Below are 18757 nucleotides of genomic sequence, written 5' to 3' on the forward strand. Positions count from 1 at the left end.
ATGGCAGGATGACCCCTCGTGCGACGATCCTCCGACCTCACTCCCGAGATCGCCGAAGAGTCCCTCTGGTGGCATGACGCCGTCTTCTACCAGGTGTACGTGCGCTCCTTCGCGGACTCCAACGGCGACGGCGTCGGCGACCTCGACGGCATCCGGTCCCGACTCGGTTACCTGGAACTGCTCGGTGTCGACGCCCTGTGGCTCACCCCGTTCTACCGCTCGCCGATGGCCGACCACGGCTACGACGTGGCCGACCCGCGCGACGTCGACCCGCTGTTCGGCGACCTGGCCGCGTTCGACCGGCTGGTGGCGGACGCGCACGAGCACAACATCCGCGTGACGGTGGACCTGGTCCCGAACCACACGAGCGACCTGCACGAGTGGTTCCAGGAGGCGCTGCAGGCCGGTCCCGGCAGCATGGAGCGGTCGCGCTACATCTTCCGCGAGGGCCGCGGCTTCGACGGCTCCCAGCCGCCGAACAACTGGGTCTCCGTCTTCGGCGGCCCCGCCTGGACCCGCGTGCCCGACGGCCAGTGGTACCTGCACCTGTTCGCGCCCGAGCAGCCCGACCTGAACTGGGACCACCCGGAGGTCCGCGCCGACCTCGAGCGGACGCTGCGCTTCTGGCTGGACCGCGGTGTCGACGGCTTCCGCATCGACGTGGCGCACGGCATGGCCAAGCCAGAGGGCCTGCCGGACATGGAGATCCGCACGCAGGTTCCCGGCGTGCTGTCCGACGACGTCCACGACCCGCGTTTCGACAACGACGGCGTGCACGAGATCCACCGCATGATCCGCAAGGTCATGGACGGCTACCCCGGCACCATGGCCGTCGGCGAGATCTGGGTGAAGGACGACGAGCGCTTCGCCGCCTACGTCCGCCCCGACGAGCTGCACCTGGGCTTCAACTTCCGCCTGGTCGAGGCCGACTTCGACGCCGACGCCGTCCGTTCGGCGATCGAGCACTCGCTGGGCGCGGTCGCGTTGACCGGTACGCCCGCCGCGTGGACGCTCTCGAACCACGACGTCGTGCGCCACGTGACGCGCTACGGCGGCGGTGCCCTCGGAGAGCAGCGGGCCCGCGCGATGACGCTGGTCGAGCTGGCGCTGCCGGGGGTGATCTACCTCTACAACGGCGAAGAGCTCGGCCTGCCGAACGTGGAGCTGCCGGATTGGGCCCTGCAGGACCCGACCTGGGAGCGCTCCGGCCACACCGAGCGCGGCCGCGACGGCTGCCGCGTGCCGATCCCGTGGGAGGGCACCACGCCGCCGTTCGGGTTCTCCACGGCCGTCAACACCTGGCTGCCCCAGCCGAACGAGTGGGACCACCTCACGGCCGAGGCGCAGCTGGAGGACCCCGGTTCCATGCTGTCGCTGTACCGGGAGGCGCTGGAGCACCGGAAGTCCAACGCGGCCTTCTCGGGCTCCGAGCTCGAGTGGTACGGCGCCCCGGCGGGCTGCTTCGCGTTCCGGCGCAAGGGCGGCGGGCTGATCTGCGCGCTGAACACGTCCGGTGCGTCCGTGCCGCTGCCGCCCGGTCAGGTGCTGCTGTCGTCCGGTCCGATGGACGGCGACCAGCTGCCGCCGGACACGGCCGTCTGGCTGGTCTGAGTCGTCACACGCGCTGCTTGCCCTCCAGGGCGAGCAGCGCGCCGAGCACGACCACCAGCGCGGCCACCTGGGCCATGGCGAGCCACAGGCCGATGGGCACGGTCGCGAGCGCGGCCCCCGCGGCGATGATCCGCCACTTGTTGGTGCCGATCTTCAGCCGCCACCGGAAGTAGATCTCGCCGACGAGGAAGATCGCCGCACCACCGCCCAACGCCAGCGCTCCGCTGAGGTACAGGTGCTCGGTGGCGTGCCCGATCGTCTTCTTCACGCCGACCGCCAGCACCACGATGCCGAGCAGGATCGGCGCGTGGGCCCACCCGAACGCCGACAGCGCCGCGCGTGCCCGTTCGGACTGCGTCATGTTCGCGAGGGCGTGCTCCGCGCGCACATCCTGCTCACGGCCGAAGTAGCACCACCAGAGCTGGTAGACGAGCGTGAGACCGAGCAACGCCGCGATGATGAGCTGCAGGTTGATCGGCAGCCCCGCCGCACCGATGCCGATCGCGATGACCGACTCGCCGAGCGCCACGATGACCACGAGACCGTGCCGCTCCACGAAGTGCGCCGACCTGATGCGGAACTCTCCGTGCCGCCGGTTCACGTACGGCGAAAGGATCATCAGCGCCACCGCCGCGAGCCACGCGACGGCGCGCCACGTGCTGGGCAGGAACCCGCCGACGAACACCAGCCCCGCCGACCCCAGGTTGAACGGCGCCAACCGGGCCATCGCGGCGGCCGATCCCGGTCCGCCCGCCGAGATGAACAGCCCGGAGTGCACCAGGTTCACGATCAGGTACCCGACGCCGAACGCGATCCCGGCGGCACCGAACGCGTTGGGAATCGCCAGCGCTATCACCAGAAATCCGCCCATGCCGCCCATGAGCAGCAACCGCCGCACAGTGGTGTTCGGCTGGACGGCGTTGGTGAGCCAGACGTACCCGAAGTACATCCACAGGATCACGCACAGCATGATCACGACCTGCGCGAACCCCAGCGGCGACGTGTCGCCGGCGAGCGTCCCGGTCAGCTGCGTGATCGTGAAGACGAAGACCAGGTCGAAGAACAGCTCCAGCGTGGAGACCCGGTACTCGGTCTCCTCCTGGGCCTCGTGCGTTTCGGCGGACACGCGCGACATCGTGCCACGATCATCCGCTCCACATCAGACGATCAGCGGCAACATCGAGTGCCGGCGCCGGACCACCGCGCCGAACTTCGCGTCGATCCGCAGCCACGAGTCGGTCGCGGTGATCCGCACGTCACCGTTCTCGCCGAGAAAACCCATGCCGGACAATGCGAACAGGCATCGCAGCGGGATCTTCACGTCCAGTCCGGACCCGCTGACCGTCAGCACCGTCTGGTCCAGCAACGAGGCCGGCGGGGTACCGTGCGGGCCGACGTTCTCCCGCGCCACGGCAACGCCTTCGTCCGCGAGCTTCGACACGACCTCGACGGGCAGCCGGTCGACCAGGAGCCAGCCGTCCGCGGGCGGCAGGGCCGAGCGCCACATCAGGTCTTTCGCGGGCCCGGGATCGATGCGCTCGTCACGCATCACCGCGAGGCCGGTCAGCAGCTCCGAGCCCGACACCGTCACGTCGGACGGATTCGCCTGTCCCGCAACGGTTCGCGTAGCGAGCGTGTCGAACGGCGTGGCGACCCACGCGTCGAGCAGTTCGGAATTGCGGTTGCGCAGCCGCACCACGGTCTGCCCGTCCAACCGCACCGCACGCGCGGCGAACGCCCCGAGGTCGTCTCTCTCGGCCGCGTCGGCCAGCACCAGCTCAGGCACCATTACCCCCTGCTCGCCACCCGGCGAGGAAATCGCGCTCGGCGTCGGTGAGACGACGCGGCCGCGCGGTCGTCACGTTGTAGGGCACCATGAGCGTCTCCGCCTTGGTGACCACCGGACTGTTCACCTCCCGGCTGCCGCGCACCACGTAGTCGAGGGTGAACGACGCCGACTTCAGGTCCCGCACGGACATCTCGACCACGATGTCCTCACCGGTGAACACGATCGGCGAGAGGTAGTCGACGAAGAGCTTCGCCACGACCATCCCCTCCGCCATCTCCTTCACCCCGTGGCGGGCCGCCTCGGTGAACAACAGCTCGATCCGGGCCTCCTCCAGCAACGTCACCGTGTTCGCGTGATTGACGTGGCCGAACGCATCCATGTCCGACCAACGCGGTCGCACACCAGTGACGAAGACACCCATGCAGGGACCCTACCTCCCGCGAACCTTCACAGGATCTCCACGCCAGCCGATTGAAAGTCGATAGACAGCGCTCGATACTCGATCTATGCTCCGCGCATTGGTGATCGTCCTGCAGGCCATGCTGGCCGTCGCGTTCCTCGGAGGATTGTTCGCGCAGGTCGTGGTGATCCCGACAGCCGCGGCGGACGAGGTCGCGTTCATCCCGCCCTACGAGTCCGTGAGGGTGCCGTTCGTGACGTTCGCGATCGTCTTCGTCGCCTGCGGCCAGATCCTGCTGGTGGCGTTGTGGGGAGTGCTGCACCGGGCGGGCAAGGGCACCGTGTTCGAGCCGGGCGCGCTCGTGTGGTCGAACATCGCGATCGGTGCCGTAGCCGCCGGCACCGTGGTGCTCGGATCGGTGTGCGGCTACGTCTTCTTCACCGACATCCCCACGCCCTACGACGGCATGGAGCTTCTCGGGCTGTGGATGGGATCCGGTGCCGCCACACTCGTGGCAGCCGTTCTCGCGTGCATGCTCCTGGTGGTGCGCCACTGGCACCGTCACGCGATCGCGCAGCGCGCGGAGCTGGAGCAGGTCGTCTGACCTGCTCCAGCTCGTTTCGCATTACCTGACCATGCTCCGCACCTGGCGGGCGGCGACGGACAAGGTCGCGAGGTCCAGCTGGTGGACCCGGTTGATCTCGTCCAGCGCACCGCGCGAACGAGCCAGGCGGGAGGCGTTGGCCTGCTCCCACTTCGCGATCTTCTCGCTCGCCGTGTCGCCCAGGTCGCTCGCCCTCAGCACGTCGAGGGTGATGGCCCGCAACGACGAGTAGAAGTCGTCGCGCAGAGCCAGGCGGGCCAGGGCGTGCCAGCGGTTGCCGCGCTCCAGCTTCGTCACCGAGTCCAGCATGTGGTCGATGTCGAGGTGGTCGGACAGCGCGAAGTACAGCTCGGCGGTCTCCCGGTGCGAACGCTCCGGGCCCATGCCACCGGCCGGGCCGATCTCGCGTTCGGCCAGCTCGGCGATCTCGGTGACGTCGAGCAGGCCGTACATGTAGAGCAGAGCCGCGACCTTGCGGGCCAGCTCCGCCGGGACACCCTGTTCGACGTAGCGGTCCGCGTTGCCAGCGACCACCTCGTACTCCCTGCCCTGCAACAACTCCAGGGCGAAGGGGCTGAGCTCCTCGACGACGCCGCGGAAGCGGTTGATCGTCGAGCCCACCGGCAGCGGCTGCGGGCGGTTCGAGAGCAGCCAGCGCGACGCGCGGTCGAGCAGACGACGGGTCTCCAGGACCATGTTGTCCTGGACCTCCGTCGGTACCACGTTGTCGAGCGCCTGGATCTCCCGCCAGATCGCCGGCAGGTCGAAGACCTCGGTGACGACGGCGTAGGAGCGGACCGCGTCGGTCGCCGACGCGCTCATCTCCTCGGCCAGGCGGAACGCGTACGACACGCCACCGCCGTCGACGACCTCGTTGACGACCACCGTGGTGATGATCTGCTTGGCCAGCGGGTGGTTGGGGATGGCCGTGCCGAACCGCTCGCGCAGCAGCGTCGGGAAGTAGTCCGGCAGCTTGTTCTTGAAGGTGTCGATCGTCGGGATGTCGCTCGCGAGCAGCTCTTCCTTCAGCGTGAGCTTGGTGAAGGCGAGCAGCGTGGCGAGTTCCGGCGAGGTGAGGCCCTGGCCGTTCTTCTCCAGCGCCTTGAACTCCGTCGCGCTCGGCAACGCCTCCAGCTGGCGGTCGAGCGCGCCGCGCGCTTCCAGGTCGGCCGTGAGACGCGCGTGCACCGACAGCATCGGAACCGCGTGCGCCCGGCTGACGCCGAGGACGTTGTTCTGCGAGTAGTTGTCCGCCAGGACGAGCTCGCCGACCTCGTCGGTCATCTCGCCGAGGACCTTGTTGCGCTGCTGCTGCTCCAGCGAGCCCTCCCGGACCAGGTGGTCCAGCAGGATCTTGATGTTGACCTCGTGGTCGGAGCAGTCGACGCCCGCGGAGTTGTCGAGCGCGTCGGTGTTGACCTTGCCGCCGGTGCGCGCGAACTCGATGCGGCCGCGCTGGGTGAGCCCCAGGTTGCCGCCCTCGCCGACGACCTTGACCCGCAGGTCGGCACCGTTGACGCGGATCGCGTCGTTGGCCTTGTCGCCGACGTCCGCGTGCGACTCGGTCGACGCCTTGACGTACGTGCCGATGCCGCCGTTCCACAGCAGGTCGACCGGCGCGAGCAGGATGGCCTTCTTGAGCTCCGGCGGGGACAGCTTCTCGACGCCCTCCGGCAGCCCCAGCGCGACGCGGGCCTGCTCCGAGATCGGGATCGACTTCGCCGTCAGCGGGAAGATGCCGCCGCCCTCGCTGATCAGCGAGCGGTCGTAGTCGTCCCACGACGAGCGCGGGACGTTGAACAGGCGCACGCGCTCGGCGAACGACGTGGCCGCGACCGGGTTCGGGTCGATGAAGATGTGCCGGTGGTCGAACGCGGCCACGAGCCGGATGTGCTCGGACAGCATCATGCCGTTGCCGAACACGTCACCGGACATGTCGCCGATGCCGACGACGGTGAACTCCTCGGTCTGCGTGTCCACACCGAGCTCGCGGAACGAGCGCTTCACGCTCTCCCACGCGCCCTTGGCCGTGATGCCCATGGCCTTGTGGTCGTAGCCGATCGAGCCGCCGGAGGCGAACGCGTCGCCCAGCCAGAAGCCGTAGCTCTGGCTCACGCCGTTGGCGATGTCGGAGAACGTCGCGGTGCCCTTGTCCGCGGCCACGACGAGGTAGGTGTCGTCGCCGTCGTAGCGCACGACCTGCGGCGCGGGCACGACCTCGTTGTTGATCAGGTTGTCGGTGAGGTCGAGCAGGCCCGAGATGAACATCTTGTAGCAGGCGATGCCCTCGGACATGAAGTTCTCGCGGTCGATGCCGGGGTCGCCCGTCGCCGGGACCGGGCGCTTCACGACGAAGCCGCCCTTCGCGCCGACCGGCACGATCACCGCGTTCTTGACGGCCTGCGCCTTGACCAGGCCGAGGATCTCGGTGCGGAAGTCCTCGCGGCGGTCGGACCAGCGCAGACCACCGCGCGCGACGCTGCCGAAGCGCAGGTGCACGCCCTCGACCCGCGGCGAGTACACGAAGATCTCGAACTTCGGCCGCGGCAGCGGCAGGTCAGGGATCGCCTGCGGGTCGAGCTTGACCGACAGGTACGGGCGGCCGTTGCCCTCCGCGTCGCGGAAGAAGTAGTTCGTCCGCAGCGTGGCGTTGATCAGCGTGAGCAGGCTGCGCAGGATCCGGTCCGCGTCGAGGCTCGTCACGTCGTCGATCAGCTTGCCGATCTCGGTGACCATGGTGTCGGTGCGGTCGGCACGCGTGGCCTCGTCGAGACGCGGGTCGAACCGGGACTCGAACAACGCGACCAGCGCGATCGCCACGCTCGTGTGGCCGAGCACCGCGTCCTCGATGTAGTCCTGCGAGTACGGCGTGCCCGCCTGGCGCAGGTACTTCGCGTAGGCGCGGAGCATCGCGGCCTGCTGCCAGGTGAGCCCCGCCTGCAGCACCAGCGAGTTGAATCTGTCGACCTCGGCCTCACCGCGCCAGACGGCGGCGAACGCGTCCTGGAACCGCACGCGCACGTTGTCGAGGTCGGCCTCGGACAGCTGGGCGAGCGCGGCGGCGTCGATGCGCAGGCCGAAGTCGTAGATCCAGCACTGCACGCCGTCTTCGCGGGCGATCTCGTACGGCCGCTCGTCGACGACGATCACGCCCATGCGCTGCAGCATCGGCAGCACGTCGGACAGCGTGATGCCCTCGCCGGTCACGAACAGCTTGAAGCGCCGCTCCCCCGGCTCGGCGTCCTCTGGCACGTAGAACACCATGTCGAGGTCGCCCTCGGCGAGCGCCTCGATGCGCCGGTAGTCCTCGAGACCCGTGCTCGCCGGGAAATCCTCCTTGTAGGCCTCCGGGAACACCGCGGCGTACCGCTGGCCCTGCTCGGTGGCCGACTCGGCGCCGACACCGTCGTCACCGACGACGGCCTCGACCATGCGGTCGTCCCAGCTGCGCACGGCCTCGGCGAGCTTGTTCTGGATCGCCTGGGTGTCCGGCTCCAGCACGCGGGACGGGTCCGTGTGCACCATGAAGTGCACGCGGGCGAGAGCGGACTCTCCTATGCGCGCGCTGTACTCGAGGTTCAGGCCACCGAGCTCGGCGAGCAGCACCTCCTGCATCGCGAGGCGGCTCGTCGTCGTGTAGCGGTCACGCGGCAGGTAGACCAGGCACGAGAAGAAACGGCCGTACGGGTCACGGCGCAGGAACAGCCGCAGCCGCCGCCGTTCCGCGAGCGCGATGACGCCCGTCGTCGTCTGGTAGAGCGTGTCGGCGTCGACCGAGAACAGCTCGGTGCGCGGGTAGTTCTGGATCACCTCGAGCATCCGCTGCCCTGAGTAGGACTGCAGCGGGAAGCCCGCGCGGTGGATCACCTCGCGGACCCTGCGCTCGATCACAGGGATGTCGAGCACGTCCTCGTGCAGCGCCGTGGTGCTGAAGACGCCGAGAAAGCGGTGCTCACCGGAGACGTTGCCCTGCGAGTCGAACGTCTTCACGCCCACGTAGTAGGGGTAGACGCTGCGGTGCACGCTGCTCTGCGCGCTCGCCTGGGTCAGCACCAGCAGCTCGGGGCTGAGCGCCTGCGCACCGTTGTCCGGCCCTGCGGTCAGGCTGCGGGCGGCGAGGCTGTCCTGCCGCAGCACACCCAGCCCGCTCGCCAGCACGGCGCGGAGTGCGGGATCGCCGTCGTCCTTCACCAGCTCGTACTGGCGGTAGCCCATGAACGTGAAGTGCCCGTCCGCGAGCCACCTGAGCAGCTTCGCGGCGTCCGTGGTGGCCTCGGACGAGTCCTTCTCCAGCTCCTCGGCGAGCTGCGTGGCCGTGGTGACCATCCGGTCGGTGTCCTCGACGACCTCGCGGACGTCGGTCAGCACCGTCTGCAGCCGGGTCTCCAGCTCACGCGCCCGGTCGGGGTCCGTGATGAGGTCGACCTCGATGTTCATCCACGACTCGGCCAGCGCGTCGGCGGGCGGGTCGGCCGGATCGGCGGTCGGCAGCACCTCGAGACGTTCACCGGTCACCGGGTCGCGGCGCACGACGACGATCGGGTGCACAACACGCTGCACCTGCACCCCGGCCCGCGTCAGCTCGGACGCGACCGAGTCCACGAGGTAGGGCATGTCGTCCGTCACGACCTGCACCACGGTGACGGCACACTGCCACCCGTCGGCGGCCCGTGTCGGGTTCAGAATGCGCACCGCGGCGCGTCCGGGAACGCGGCTCTGGGCGAGCTGATAGTTCGACCGCACCGCTCCGACCAAGTCCACCGGGTCGTCGTCGTTGACTTCCTCGGCGGGCACGTGCCGGTAGAAGAGGCGGATCAGATCAGCGAGCTCGGGGGCATTGGCGGCGGCCCGTTCGATCAACTCGTCACGGACCTGTTCAGGACTGGCCGGTCGACTCCCACCATCCGCGGCAGCTACCGCGGAGGCGTCGTCGGTTCGGGTCGGGGCTCCAGTCGAGGTCATCTTCAGGCGACTCCACGCTATCCGGCACCTCTGTGTGCCGGGTCCGACCCCACCCTAGATGGGGTGGGGGCCGTCACCGGCAACGGGAGGGGCACTGACGGACCACTGAATCGTGGGCTGAATCGAGTCACATCATCAGTGGCGACAACGCATTCCGCATCGTGGACCACCTGGTGCTCCGCCGGCCCACGCCGATACTCCGGATCATGGGCCCGGCGGCCTCCTCCTGACCGCCGAACCGCGAACTCACGTGCCCGCCACCCGACCAGCGGGCGTTCCCCGGCCCCCGCGTGCACACGCCGGGCCCGCGCAGTCCTTCGCGTTCCCGATTCGGCGCGGGCGCACGCCGGCAGTTCTCGGAATTCCACCGACGCAATGCGGATCCCGCCACCTGCCTGGGACAGGCTCACGTACCGGGCAACGTCCACCCGGCCGGACCGTCCGGCCGAACAGGACGGATGGGGCCCGTGGTCTCGTTGTCCGGCGTGGCGCCCACGGGGACGATCGGGCCGGTCTTCTCCTGCTCCGACTCCTGCGGCTGGGCTTCCGGCTCCGTGGAGGGCTGCTCCGGGAGGAAGTACCCCGGCTCCGGTTGCGGTGAGCCGAAGGACAGTCCCGTCCGAAACAGCGAGTCGTCGGTGGCGGGTTGCTGTGCACCGAACGACAGCCCCGGCTGGTACAGCGAATCGCCTACGGCCGACCCCGTCTGGCCAGGGTCGAAGAGCGAGTCCGTGCTGGAGGGCTGCCCTGCTTCGGCGGGCGGTTGCACGGAGTAGGACTGGTCCGGCGCGTCGGAGCGCCCGGTTTCAGCAGACCACTCCGAGGTGGCCGGCTCGGAGGCCTGGAGTTGCTCCTCGTCGGAGCGGCGGCCGGTCTCGTACGCGACGAGCGCCTCCGCGAGGAGGTCGGCGAGGCTCAGGTCGCTCGGCTTGCGGCGGCTGCTCGGGCGGCCTGTCCGCGTGCCGGACTCGCTCTTCGCCTCGGGCTGCTCAGTGCCGGTCGGTGTGGCTGGGCTGGGCTCGGCGGCCGTGTCGCGGGATTGGGTGTCGGCGCCGCCGAACTGGACTGGGTCCGGATGGGTGGCCGACGCGGACTCCGTGGCGAAGAAGTCGTACTCCGGGGCTGAGCTGGACTCGGCGGCTGATCCGAACCCGGTGCCGCCGGCAGCGTCGGCGGACGCCGCCGACCCGACCCCGGCGGAACTCGCGGAACCGAACCCCGCGCCATCGGCGGAATCAGCCGACGCTGCGGATCCGAACCCGGCACCGGCAGAAGCATCTGAGGACACCACCGAACCAAATCCAGCGCCCATGGCTGATGCCGCAGACGCAGCCGAACCGAAGCCGGCATCCCCGGCATCGGCGGATGTCGCGGCACCAAAGCCGCCCATGGCCGAGCCGGCGGATTCAGCCGAACCGAACGCGACGCCTGCGGCAGGCCCCGCCGGATCGAACCCAGCGCTGGTGTCGGAACCGGGGGACGCAGCCTGGTCGAACTCGGCGCGCGTGGTGGGACCTGGGGTCGGGTCTGGGTCGGTGGCGGAATCAGGCGTGGTGGACGGGCCCGTCAGCATCACGAGGTTGGAGGCGACGTCGTAGTCGGGCGCGATTTCGAAGTTGAGCCACGCTGCCGGATCCGGCTGGTTTGCCCGATCGGGTGCGGTGTCGGCTGGGTCGGCCTGCGGGGACGAGTCCGGCTGGGGTGCCGTGGGCTCGGGTTGAGCGCCGAAACCTGTCTGCGTGCCGAAGGTGGGCTGGGTGCCGAAGCTCGTCTGGTTGCCGAACGTCGGCTGGGCGCCGAAGGTCTGCGTGCCGAAGGTCGGCTGCGTGCCGAAGCCCGTTGGGGTGCCGAAGGTGGGCTGGTCGCCGGAGCCGTGGTCGGGCCCCGTGCCGAACGGCGGCACGGCGCTGAAGCCGCGCTCGGTTTCGGCGTCCGGGTGGGCGCCGAAGGTGGGCTGGTCTGAGGTAGCGGCGCGGATCGGGGTGGTGGGGAGGGTCGAGGTGTCGTCCTCCGGTTCCACGTCCGCCGAGCTCAGGAACGTGCTCGAGAGCAGGTCCGGCTCTGGCGGCTGCGGGATCTCGTCGGGGGTGGGCACCGACGGGATCGGGTCCGGGAGCGGCGGAAGCGGCTTGCGCTCCGGGTCCGGGGGCTGGGTGGGGTCCGGAGGGTCGGTCGGGGCCGGGGACGGGATCGACGACGTCGACCACTGCGGGGTGCCGAAGCTCGAGTCGGACGGCGTCGTCGGGAAGCCCCCGGCCGGGGTGTGGAGCGGGTAGGCCGGGGTCGGGTCGTCCAGGTGGGGGCCGAAGTCCGGGGTCGCCGGCGGGCGGGAGAAGGCCGCGGCCAGGTTCGAGCGGGACGGGGTGTCCGGGTCGGCGGAGGAGGTCGGGGCGGCCCGGTCGCCTGGTGCGGACTGGGCGCCGGCGAAGAAGTCCTGCTGTGGCTGGGAGTTCTCGGCGGGGTCGTCCTGGCGCAGGCGGGACGGTGGTTCCACTCGCCAGGACGGGGTGCCGGGCTGGGACTCCGTCTCCGGGGCTCGGCGGCGGCCGCCTGCTCGCAGGCCCTGGGCCTTGAGCATGTCCATCACGCTTTCCGGCTGGGCGCCGGCGGCCCCTTCGCGGGCCGCGGCTCCTCTCGCGGCTTCCTGCCGCGCGGACTCCTGGCGCGCCACTTCCTCGCGAGCCGCAGCCTGACGGGCAGCTTCCTCGCGAGCCGCCGCTTGGCGCGCCGCTTCCTCGCGGGCTGCGGCTTGGCGCGCGGCTTCCTCGGCTGCCTCGCGTTCTGCCGCGGCTCGTTGTTCGGCGCGGGCCTGGCGCTCCGCCTCGATCTGGCGGCGGGCCTCGCGCTGCAGCTCCATGAGCTGTTGCTCGACCTTGCGCTTGCGTTCCTGTTCCGGGGACAGCGCAGGGGTTTCGGCCGGAGCCGAAGTCGGAGTCGGAGAGGGTGGGGTGGGCTGGTCGTCCTCGATCTCGCCTGCGGCCACTCGGGCAGCGCGGCGGCGGCCGCTGACCATGGCGCCTGCCGAGGCGATCAGGCCCGAGGCCGGGACTGTGCGGTCGGACGAGGGTGCTGCTGGAGGCTGGGGTTCCACTGGGTCCGGTGTCTTGTCATCGGGCTCGCCGAACGGCTGGACCATGCGCCACCGGTCGGCGGCGTGCTGGCGTGCCGCGGACAAACCCTCCACGGTCATGTCTTCGGCAGCTCTGCGGACGCGCTTGACCTTCAGGCCGTCGCCCTTGCGGACCTGAACCGGGCGCCATTGGCGGAGCTGTTGTTTCAGGGCTGCGGACAGGACGCCGTCGGTGACCATCTGCATCCCGTCGAACGGGCGGAGCAGGCTCGCCAGTTGCTGGTGCAGGTCGGCCGGCTGGCGGTGGACGCCGGAGAACTCGGCGGCGAGGCGGGCGCGCACCGCGTAGACGGCGCGGGCACGGCGGCGTTCGGCGGCGTGGGCGGCGCGCAGGTTCGTGAGCGCCTCGGACAGTTCGCCGGACACCTCGTTCACGTGGGCCAGGGCGAGCAGGCTTTCGGCGAGCAGCGTGTCGAGCTGGTGCCGTTCGGCGCTCGCGGCGGCTTCGCGGAGCATCTCGCGGGCCACCGCCACCCGGCCCGCGGGCAGGTGGACGCGCGTCGCGAGAGCCAGCTGGAGCCAGCCCGTCGTGGACGCCGACGGCGCGCGCACCGGGCGGTCGAGCATCGGGGTGCCGACCTCGCTCGCGTCGAGCAGGCGGTTCGCGTCCATCAACGCGAGCACCAGCTCGAGCGTGAGGCGGCCCAGGCCCTGGCCGCTGTCCGCCGACGGGTCGGCGAACCTGCCGAGCAGGTCGAGGCCTTCGCGGGCGGCACCGATGGCGGCGGCGATGTCGCCCCACCGGCGGTGCTGGGCTGCCTGCACCGCGCGGATCAGACCTCGCAGCAGCAGGCGGGTGTCGTCGTCGAGTGTCGTGTCGGCGACGTAGAGCTGGTCGGCTTCCGCGAGCGCCCGCGTGGGTTCGTCGCCGCGGCCGACCGTGACGAGGCATTCGCTCGCCTGCACCAGCGCCGACGCCCGCAGTTCCGCAGACACGTCCGGCGCTTCCAGCACGGGCGTCACCGCGGCGAAGCCCGTCAACGGTGCGCCCACGGACCGCGCGCACGCCGCGAGCTCGACTCGCAGCAGCCACGCGGTCTCGTATTCGCCTGCGGCCTCGGCCGCCTTCAACGCGTCGATCGCCCTGTCGGCGATGCGGACGCCGCGGCCGACGCGGTTGCCAGCGAAGACCACCAACGACTCGGCGCGGAGCCGGTCGGCTTCGTCGTGACGGGCGGAGGCGAGCGCGAGTGCGCGCTCACCCAGCACCAGAGCGAGCTCCGGTGCCCGCCAACGCAGCCGCCAGGCGGGCACGACCAGCGTGCTCACCTCGACGTTCGCCTGCGTCTCGCCCCTCGCCGCCACGACGTCGCCGTTGCCCTCTCAGTCCCGTGTCAGCTTGCGGTACGTAACACGGTGCGGACGGGCCGCTTCGGCACCCAGACGCTCGATCTTGTTCTTCTCGTAACCTTCGAAGTTGCCCTCGAACCAGTACCACTGCGACGGGTTCTCGTCCGTGCCCTCCCACGCGAGGATGTGCGTGGCGACGCGGTCGAGGAACCAGCGGTCGTGGGAGATCACGACGGCGCAGCCGGGGAACTGCTCGAGAGCGTTCTCCAGCGAGCCCAGGGTCTCGACGTCGAGGTCGTTCGTCGGCTCGTCCAGCAGGATCAGGTTTCCACCCTGCTTGAGCGTGAGCGCGAGGTTGAGGCGGTTGCGCTCACCACCGGACAGCACGCCGGACGGCTTCTGCTGGTCCGGCCCCTTGAAGCCGAACGCGCTGACGTACGCGCGGGACGGCATCTCGACGTTGCCGACGTGGATGTAGTCGAGCCCTTCGGACACGACCTCCCACACGTTCTTCTTCGGGTCGATGCCGCCGCGGTTCTGGTCGACGTAGGACAGCAGGACCGTCTCGCCGACCTTGACGCTGCCGGCGTCGGGCTGCTCGAGGCCGACGATGGTCTTGAACAGCGTCGTCTTGCCGACGCCGTTCGGACCGATGACGCCCACGATGCCGTTGCGCGGCAAGGTGAACGACAGGTTGTCGATCAGCACCCGGTCGCCGAAGCCCTTCTTCAGCTTGTCGACCTCGACCACGACGTTGCCCAGACGCGGGCCCGGCGGGATCTGGATCTCCTCGAAGTCGAGCTTGCGGGTCTTCTCCGCCTCGGCGGCCATCTCCTCGTAGCGGCCCAGACGCGCCTTGGACTTCGCCTGGCGGGCCTTGGCGCCGGAGCGCACCCACTCCAGCTCGTCCTTGAGGCGCTTCTGCAGCTTCTGGTCCTTCTTGCCCTGGACCGCGAGACGCTCGGCCTTCTTCTCCAGGTAGGTGGAGTAGTTGCCCTCGTACGGGTGGGCCTTGCCGCGGTCGAGCTCGAGGATCCACTCGGCCAGGTTGTCCAGGAAGTACCGGTCGTGGGTCACGGCGAGCACGGCGCCGGGGTACTGCGCGAGGTGCTGCTCCAGCCACAGGACGCTCTCCGCGTCCAGGTGGTTGGTGGGCTCGTCGAGCAGCAGCAGGTCGGGCTTGCTCAGCAGCAGCTTGCACAGCGCGACGCGGCGGCGCTCACCACCGGAGAGCTTGGTGACGTCGGCGTCCGGCGGCGGGCAGCGCAGGGCGTCCATCGCCTGCTCCAGCTGGGAGTCGAGGTCCCACGCGTTCGCGTGGTCGAGCTCCTCCTGGAGCTTGCCCATCTCCTCCATCAGCTCGTCGGAGTAGTCGGTCGCCATCAGCTCGGCGATCTCGTTGAAGCGGTCGAGCTTCACCTTGATCTCGCCCAGGCCTTCCTGGACGTTGCCGAGAACGGTCTTCTCCTCGTTGAGCGGCGGCTCCTGCTGCAGGATGCCCACGGTGTAACCGGGGGACAGGTAGGCCTCACCGTTGCCCGGTGTGTCCAACCCCGCCATGATCTTGAGCACGCTCGACTTGCCGGCGCCGTTGGGACCGACCACACCGATCTTCGCGCCGGGGTAGAACATGATCGTGACGTCATCGAGGATGACCTTGTCACCGTGCGCCTTGCGCACCTTTTTCATGGTGTAGATGAACTCGGCCATGGCGGCGATCGTAGAGCGGTGTCCGGAGGCCACTGACCTCGGTCGCCGACAAGCAGCCGTTCGCCCGTGGATCGAGCGTCACGCGAGTCGGTGACCAGCCCGTTCCGTTCGAACGTGAACAACTGTCGGCGATCGGTCCTCATCGGCCCCGATCTACGAGCTTCCCTCCTTCTCGGATCGCAGTGCGTACATCTTGTCCGGCGGCGCTGCCGGATCGGGCGGGATCGGAGAAGTCCCGTGCGCGGTTGCCCCGAAGGACGCAAGATCAAAACGGCACGGGCTCCTCGGCGAGATCATCGCTCACCCGCGGTTCAACGACGGGAGCGGAGCCGAGTGACTGCACACGGCTCAGATCCAGCCCGACGTGGAGCGCGTCGAGGTTGAACGCCGTCCTTTTCACGTCGTCCTTCTCGTACTGGCGCATGCGCAGCTTGCCCTGGACGATCACCGGATCACCCTTGGACAGCGTGGTCTTCACGCTGTCGGCGAGCTTGCGCCAGCAGGAGACGCCGAGCCAGAGGGACTCCCCGTCCTCCCAGTCGCCGATCGCGGTGTTGTACCGGCGCTCGGTGGAGTGGACGCGGAAGTACGCGTTGGTCTTGCCGTCCTCGCCGTACCTGTACGAGATCTCGCTCGCCACATGACCAACGACGGTGACCAGCGTGGAATTCCAGGACATCGGGTTCTTGCCTCCAGAGTCGCGGGGTTGCTGGTCCAGGTTGCTCCGGGGGAGGCGGGCGGAGGTGGGGTGGACGGGGATCTGTGGATTACTCGCGGGTTGTGGACAGGTCAGGGTCTTGAAGCACCTCGAACCGCGAAATTGTCAGACCTCCGTGCTAGTGCGGCGCTCGAGCCACAGCGAATGAGTGAGCGCCCACTCATTGACATGAGTGAGTACTCACTCATACAGTTGCGGGTGTGTCAGAGGAACCACGCCGCCGCCGCGCCCCCGCGATGAGCCCGGAAGATCGCCGCGAAGCGATCGTCCAGGCCACGCTCCCGCTCGTCGTGCAGTCCGGCGCGAACGTCACCACCAGCCAGATCGCCGCCGCGGCCGGAATCGCGGAAGGCACGGTGTTCCGCGTCTTCAAGGACAAGGCGGAACTCCTCAGCGCATGCATCGAGCGCGCACTCCTGTGCGACGACGAGATCGCGCGCATCAAGGCCATCCCGGCGGATCTGCCGTTGCAGGAACAGCTGGTCGAGGCGACCAACACCGCTACCAGCTACCTCGACCGCATGTGGGGCGTCATGGGCGCGCTGCGTGAATCGGGCTACCAGCCGAGCCAAGAGGACCACGCGAAGCACAAGGGACCGCCGATCGGCATGCAACAGCTGTCCGCTGCCATCACCGACCTGTTCAAGGACGCCGACCTGCGGACCGAACCGGAACACGCGGCCCGGCTGCTGCTCGGCTTCGTCTTCACCAACCGCATGCAGGGCAGGGGTTTCGGCGTCGTCAGCGCCGAACCCGCACAGCTCGTGGAGCTCTTCCTGCACGGAGCACTCAAATCAGGGGGAACAGATGTCTGAGCTCATGATCGAAGCCACGGATGTGAGCAAGAAGTTCGGTGACGTGCACGCCCTCGACGGCGTGAGCGTCACCGCGAAGAAGGGTTCCGTTCTCGGCCTCCTCGGCCACAACGGCGCCGGCAAGACCACGCTGGTCAACATCCTCACGACGATGCTGCCGCTGACCGGCGGCAGCGCGAAGGTCGCCGGGTTCGACGTCGCGCGGCAAGGCCACGAGGTCCGCAGCCGCATCGGCCTGACCGGCCAGTTCGCCGCCGTCGACGAGCAGCTCAGCGGCCACGACAACCTCGTGCTGATCGCCCGTCTCCTCGGTGCCGGCCGCAAGCAGGCCCACCAGCGCGCGGACGACCTGCTCGAGCAGTTCGACCTCACCGACGCCGCCAAGCGCAACGCCAAGACCTACTCCGGCGGCATGCGGCGCCGGCTCGACCTGGCCGCGTCCCTGGTAGGCCGCCCGGAGGTGCTGTTCCTGGACGAGCCCACCACCGGTCTCGACCCGGCCAGCCGCCTGGCGATGTGGGAGATCGTCGAGAAGCTCGTCGCCGACGGCACCACCGTGCTGCTCACGACGCAGTACCTCGACGAGGCCGACCGGCTCGCCGACACGATCACCGTGCTGTCCCACGGCAAGGTCGTCGCGTCCGGAACCAGCGCCGAGCTCAAGGCCCAGGTCGGCCAGCGCACGGTGACCGTCACGCTCGACTCGGCGTCCGAAGTGGACACCGCGCTGAAGGCGATCAACGCGGTCGGGCTCCACCCCGTCGCGGAGGGCCTCACGCTCACCACGCCCGTCAACGCGTCACGCGACCTCGCGACGGTCGTGCGCGCGTTGGACGACAACGGCTTGGAGGCACACGAAATCGGCCTCGCAGAGCCCACGCTCGACGACGTCTACCTCACTCTCGCCGCCAACTAGGGGGAAATCATGGCGACCTTGACCTGGCACGGCAGCAGCTACCCGACACAGGTTCTCGTGCTGACCGGCCGTTCTCTGCGCGCACTCCTGCGCACGCCCGCACTGGTGTTCTTCAGCGTGTTGCAGCCGCTGATCATGCTGACGCTGTTCAGCCAGATCTTCGGCAGCATCACGTCCACGGCGAACTTCCCGCCGGGCATGACCTACATCAACTACCTGTTGCCCGCGATCCTCGTGAACACCGCGATGCAGTCCTCCCTCGCATCCGGCATCGGACTCGTGCAGGACATGTCGAACGGTGTGCTCGCACGATTCCGTTCGCTGCCCATCAGGCCGAGCACGGTTCTGTTGGCGCGCAACCTCTCCGACGCCGTCCGCACCGCGTTCCAGCTCATCCTGATGATCGCGTTCGGCGTGCTGGTGTTCGGCTTCCGGCCCGACGGCGGCATGCTCGGCACGCTCGCGGCGCTGGGCCTCGCCCTGGTCGTCGGATGGGCGCTGAGCTGGGTGTTCATCGCGATCGCCGCGTGGGTGCGCAAGGCCGAGTTGATGCAGACCGTCGGCTTCCTGGCGATGTTCCCGCTGATGTTCGCGTCCAGCGCGTTCGTGCCGGTGGGCGGCCTGCCCGGCTGGCTGCAGGCGATCGCGAAGGTCAACCCGCTGACCTACGCGGTCGACGCCGCCCGCAGCCTGGCGCTGGCCCACCCCGTCACCGGAGTGGTCGGCGCGCTGGTCACGAGCGGCGCGATCGCGGCAGTCGGCGCGTTCTTCGCGGTCCGCGGCTTCCGCAGGCCCCTGTCGGTCTGATTTCT

Annotated in this window: 12 protein-coding genes; 5 read left to right on the forward strand and 7 right to left on the reverse strand. The window is 69.4% G+C overall.

Annotated elements, in window-relative coordinates; genetic code table 11:
- The first annotated feature begins 18 nt into the window (after nucleotides 1-18).
- A complete protein-coding gene (locus tag JOD27_RS21540) occupies nucleotides 19-1611 on the forward strand; it encodes a glycoside hydrolase family 13 protein (RefSeq protein ID WP_204764073.1) in 1593 nt (530 codons plus the stop codon).
- Between the two features lie 4 nt (nucleotides 1612-1615).
- Here the strand turns inward: JOD27_RS21540 and JOD27_RS21545 are convergent, their stop codons facing one another.
- Genes JOD27_RS21545 through JOD27_RS21555 form a run of 3 tightly spaced genes read right to left on the reverse strand, consistent with a single transcriptional unit; the run spans nucleotide 1616 to nucleotide 3821 of the window.
- Nucleotides 1616-2737, reverse strand: a complete 1122-nt coding sequence (locus JOD27_RS21545) for a low temperature requirement protein A (RefSeq protein ID WP_204764074.1) — start codon at nucleotides 2735-2737, stop codon at nucleotides 1616-1618.
- 33 nt (nucleotides 2738-2770) lie between these two features.
- A complete protein-coding gene (locus JOD27_RS21550) occupies nucleotides 2771-3397 on the reverse strand; it encodes a DUF8010 domain-containing protein (protein ID WP_204764556.1) in 627 nt (208 codons plus the stop codon).
- Nucleotides 3390-3821 (reverse strand): acyl-CoA thioesterase, encoded by a 432-nt coding sequence (locus tag JOD27_RS21555; protein ID WP_204764075.1) that lies wholly within the window; start codon nucleotides 3819-3821, stop codon nucleotides 3390-3392. The genes JOD27_RS21550 and JOD27_RS21555 overlap by 8 nt, the downstream gene beginning before the upstream one ends.
- Before the next feature lie 85 nt (nucleotides 3822-3906).
- Between JOD27_RS21555 and JOD27_RS21560 the strand changes: the two genes are divergently transcribed.
- Entirely contained in the window at nucleotides 3907-4404 is a 498-nt protein-coding gene (locus tag JOD27_RS21560) for a DUF2975 domain-containing protein (RefSeq protein WP_204764076.1), read from the forward strand.
- A gap of 21 nt (nucleotides 4405-4425) precedes the next feature.
- Here JOD27_RS21560 and JOD27_RS21565 read toward each other — a convergent pair whose 3' ends face one another.
- From JOD27_RS21565 to ssb, 4 genes are all read right to left on the reverse strand, one after another.
- A complete protein-coding gene (locus JOD27_RS21565) occupies nucleotides 4426-9366 on the reverse strand; it encodes an NAD-glutamate dehydrogenase (protein ID WP_204764077.1) in 4941 nt (1646 codons plus the stop codon).
- 406 nt (nucleotides 9367-9772) lie between these two features.
- Nucleotides 9773-13801 (reverse strand): hypothetical protein, encoded by a 4029-nt coding sequence (locus JOD27_RS21570; protein WP_204764078.1) that lies wholly within the window; start codon nucleotides 13799-13801, stop codon nucleotides 9773-9775.
- An 18-nt stretch (nucleotides 13802-13819) separates the two neighbouring features.
- On the reverse strand, nucleotides 13820-15496 hold the full coding sequence (gene ettA / locus JOD27_RS21575; RefSeq protein ID WP_204764079.1) for an energy-dependent translational throttle protein EttA: 1677 nt from the start codon (nucleotides 15494-15496) through the stop codon (nucleotides 13820-13822).
- Nucleotides 15497-15761: 265 nt separating this feature from the next.
- The gene (gene ssb, locus JOD27_RS21580; protein ID WP_204764080.1) at nucleotides 15762-16175 is read right to left on the reverse strand and encodes a single-stranded DNA-binding protein; all 414 of its coding nucleotides are present in this window, start codon (nucleotides 16173-16175) and stop codon (nucleotides 15762-15764) included.
- Between the two features lie 239 nt (nucleotides 16176-16414).
- On the opposite strand from ssb, the gene JOD27_RS21585 reads away from it, so the two are divergent.
- The 3 genes from JOD27_RS21585 to JOD27_RS21595 are packed head-to-tail and all read left to right on the forward strand — an operon-like array spanning nucleotide 16415 to nucleotide 18752.
- Entirely contained in the window at nucleotides 16415-17029 is a 615-nt protein-coding gene (locus tag JOD27_RS21585; RefSeq protein ID WP_204764081.1) for a TetR/AcrR family transcriptional regulator, read from the forward strand.
- A complete protein-coding gene (locus JOD27_RS21590) occupies nucleotides 17022-17945 on the forward strand; it encodes an ATP-binding cassette domain-containing protein (RefSeq protein ID WP_204764082.1) in 924 nt (307 codons plus the stop codon). Before JOD27_RS21585 ends, JOD27_RS21590 begins: the two co-directional genes overlap by 8 nt.
- A 9-nt stretch (nucleotides 17946-17954) precedes the next feature.
- On the forward strand, nucleotides 17955-18752 hold the full coding sequence (locus tag JOD27_RS21595; RefSeq protein ID WP_204764083.1) for an ABC transporter permease: 798 nt from the start codon (nucleotides 17955-17957) through the stop codon (nucleotides 18750-18752).
- The last annotated feature ends 5 nt before the right edge of the window (nucleotides 18753-18757 follow it).

Source organism: Lentzea nigeriaca (assembly GCF_016907955.1).
In the GTDB taxonomy this organism is placed as follows: Bacteria; Actinomycetota; Actinomycetes; order Mycobacteriales; family Pseudonocardiaceae; genus Lentzea; species Lentzea nigeriaca.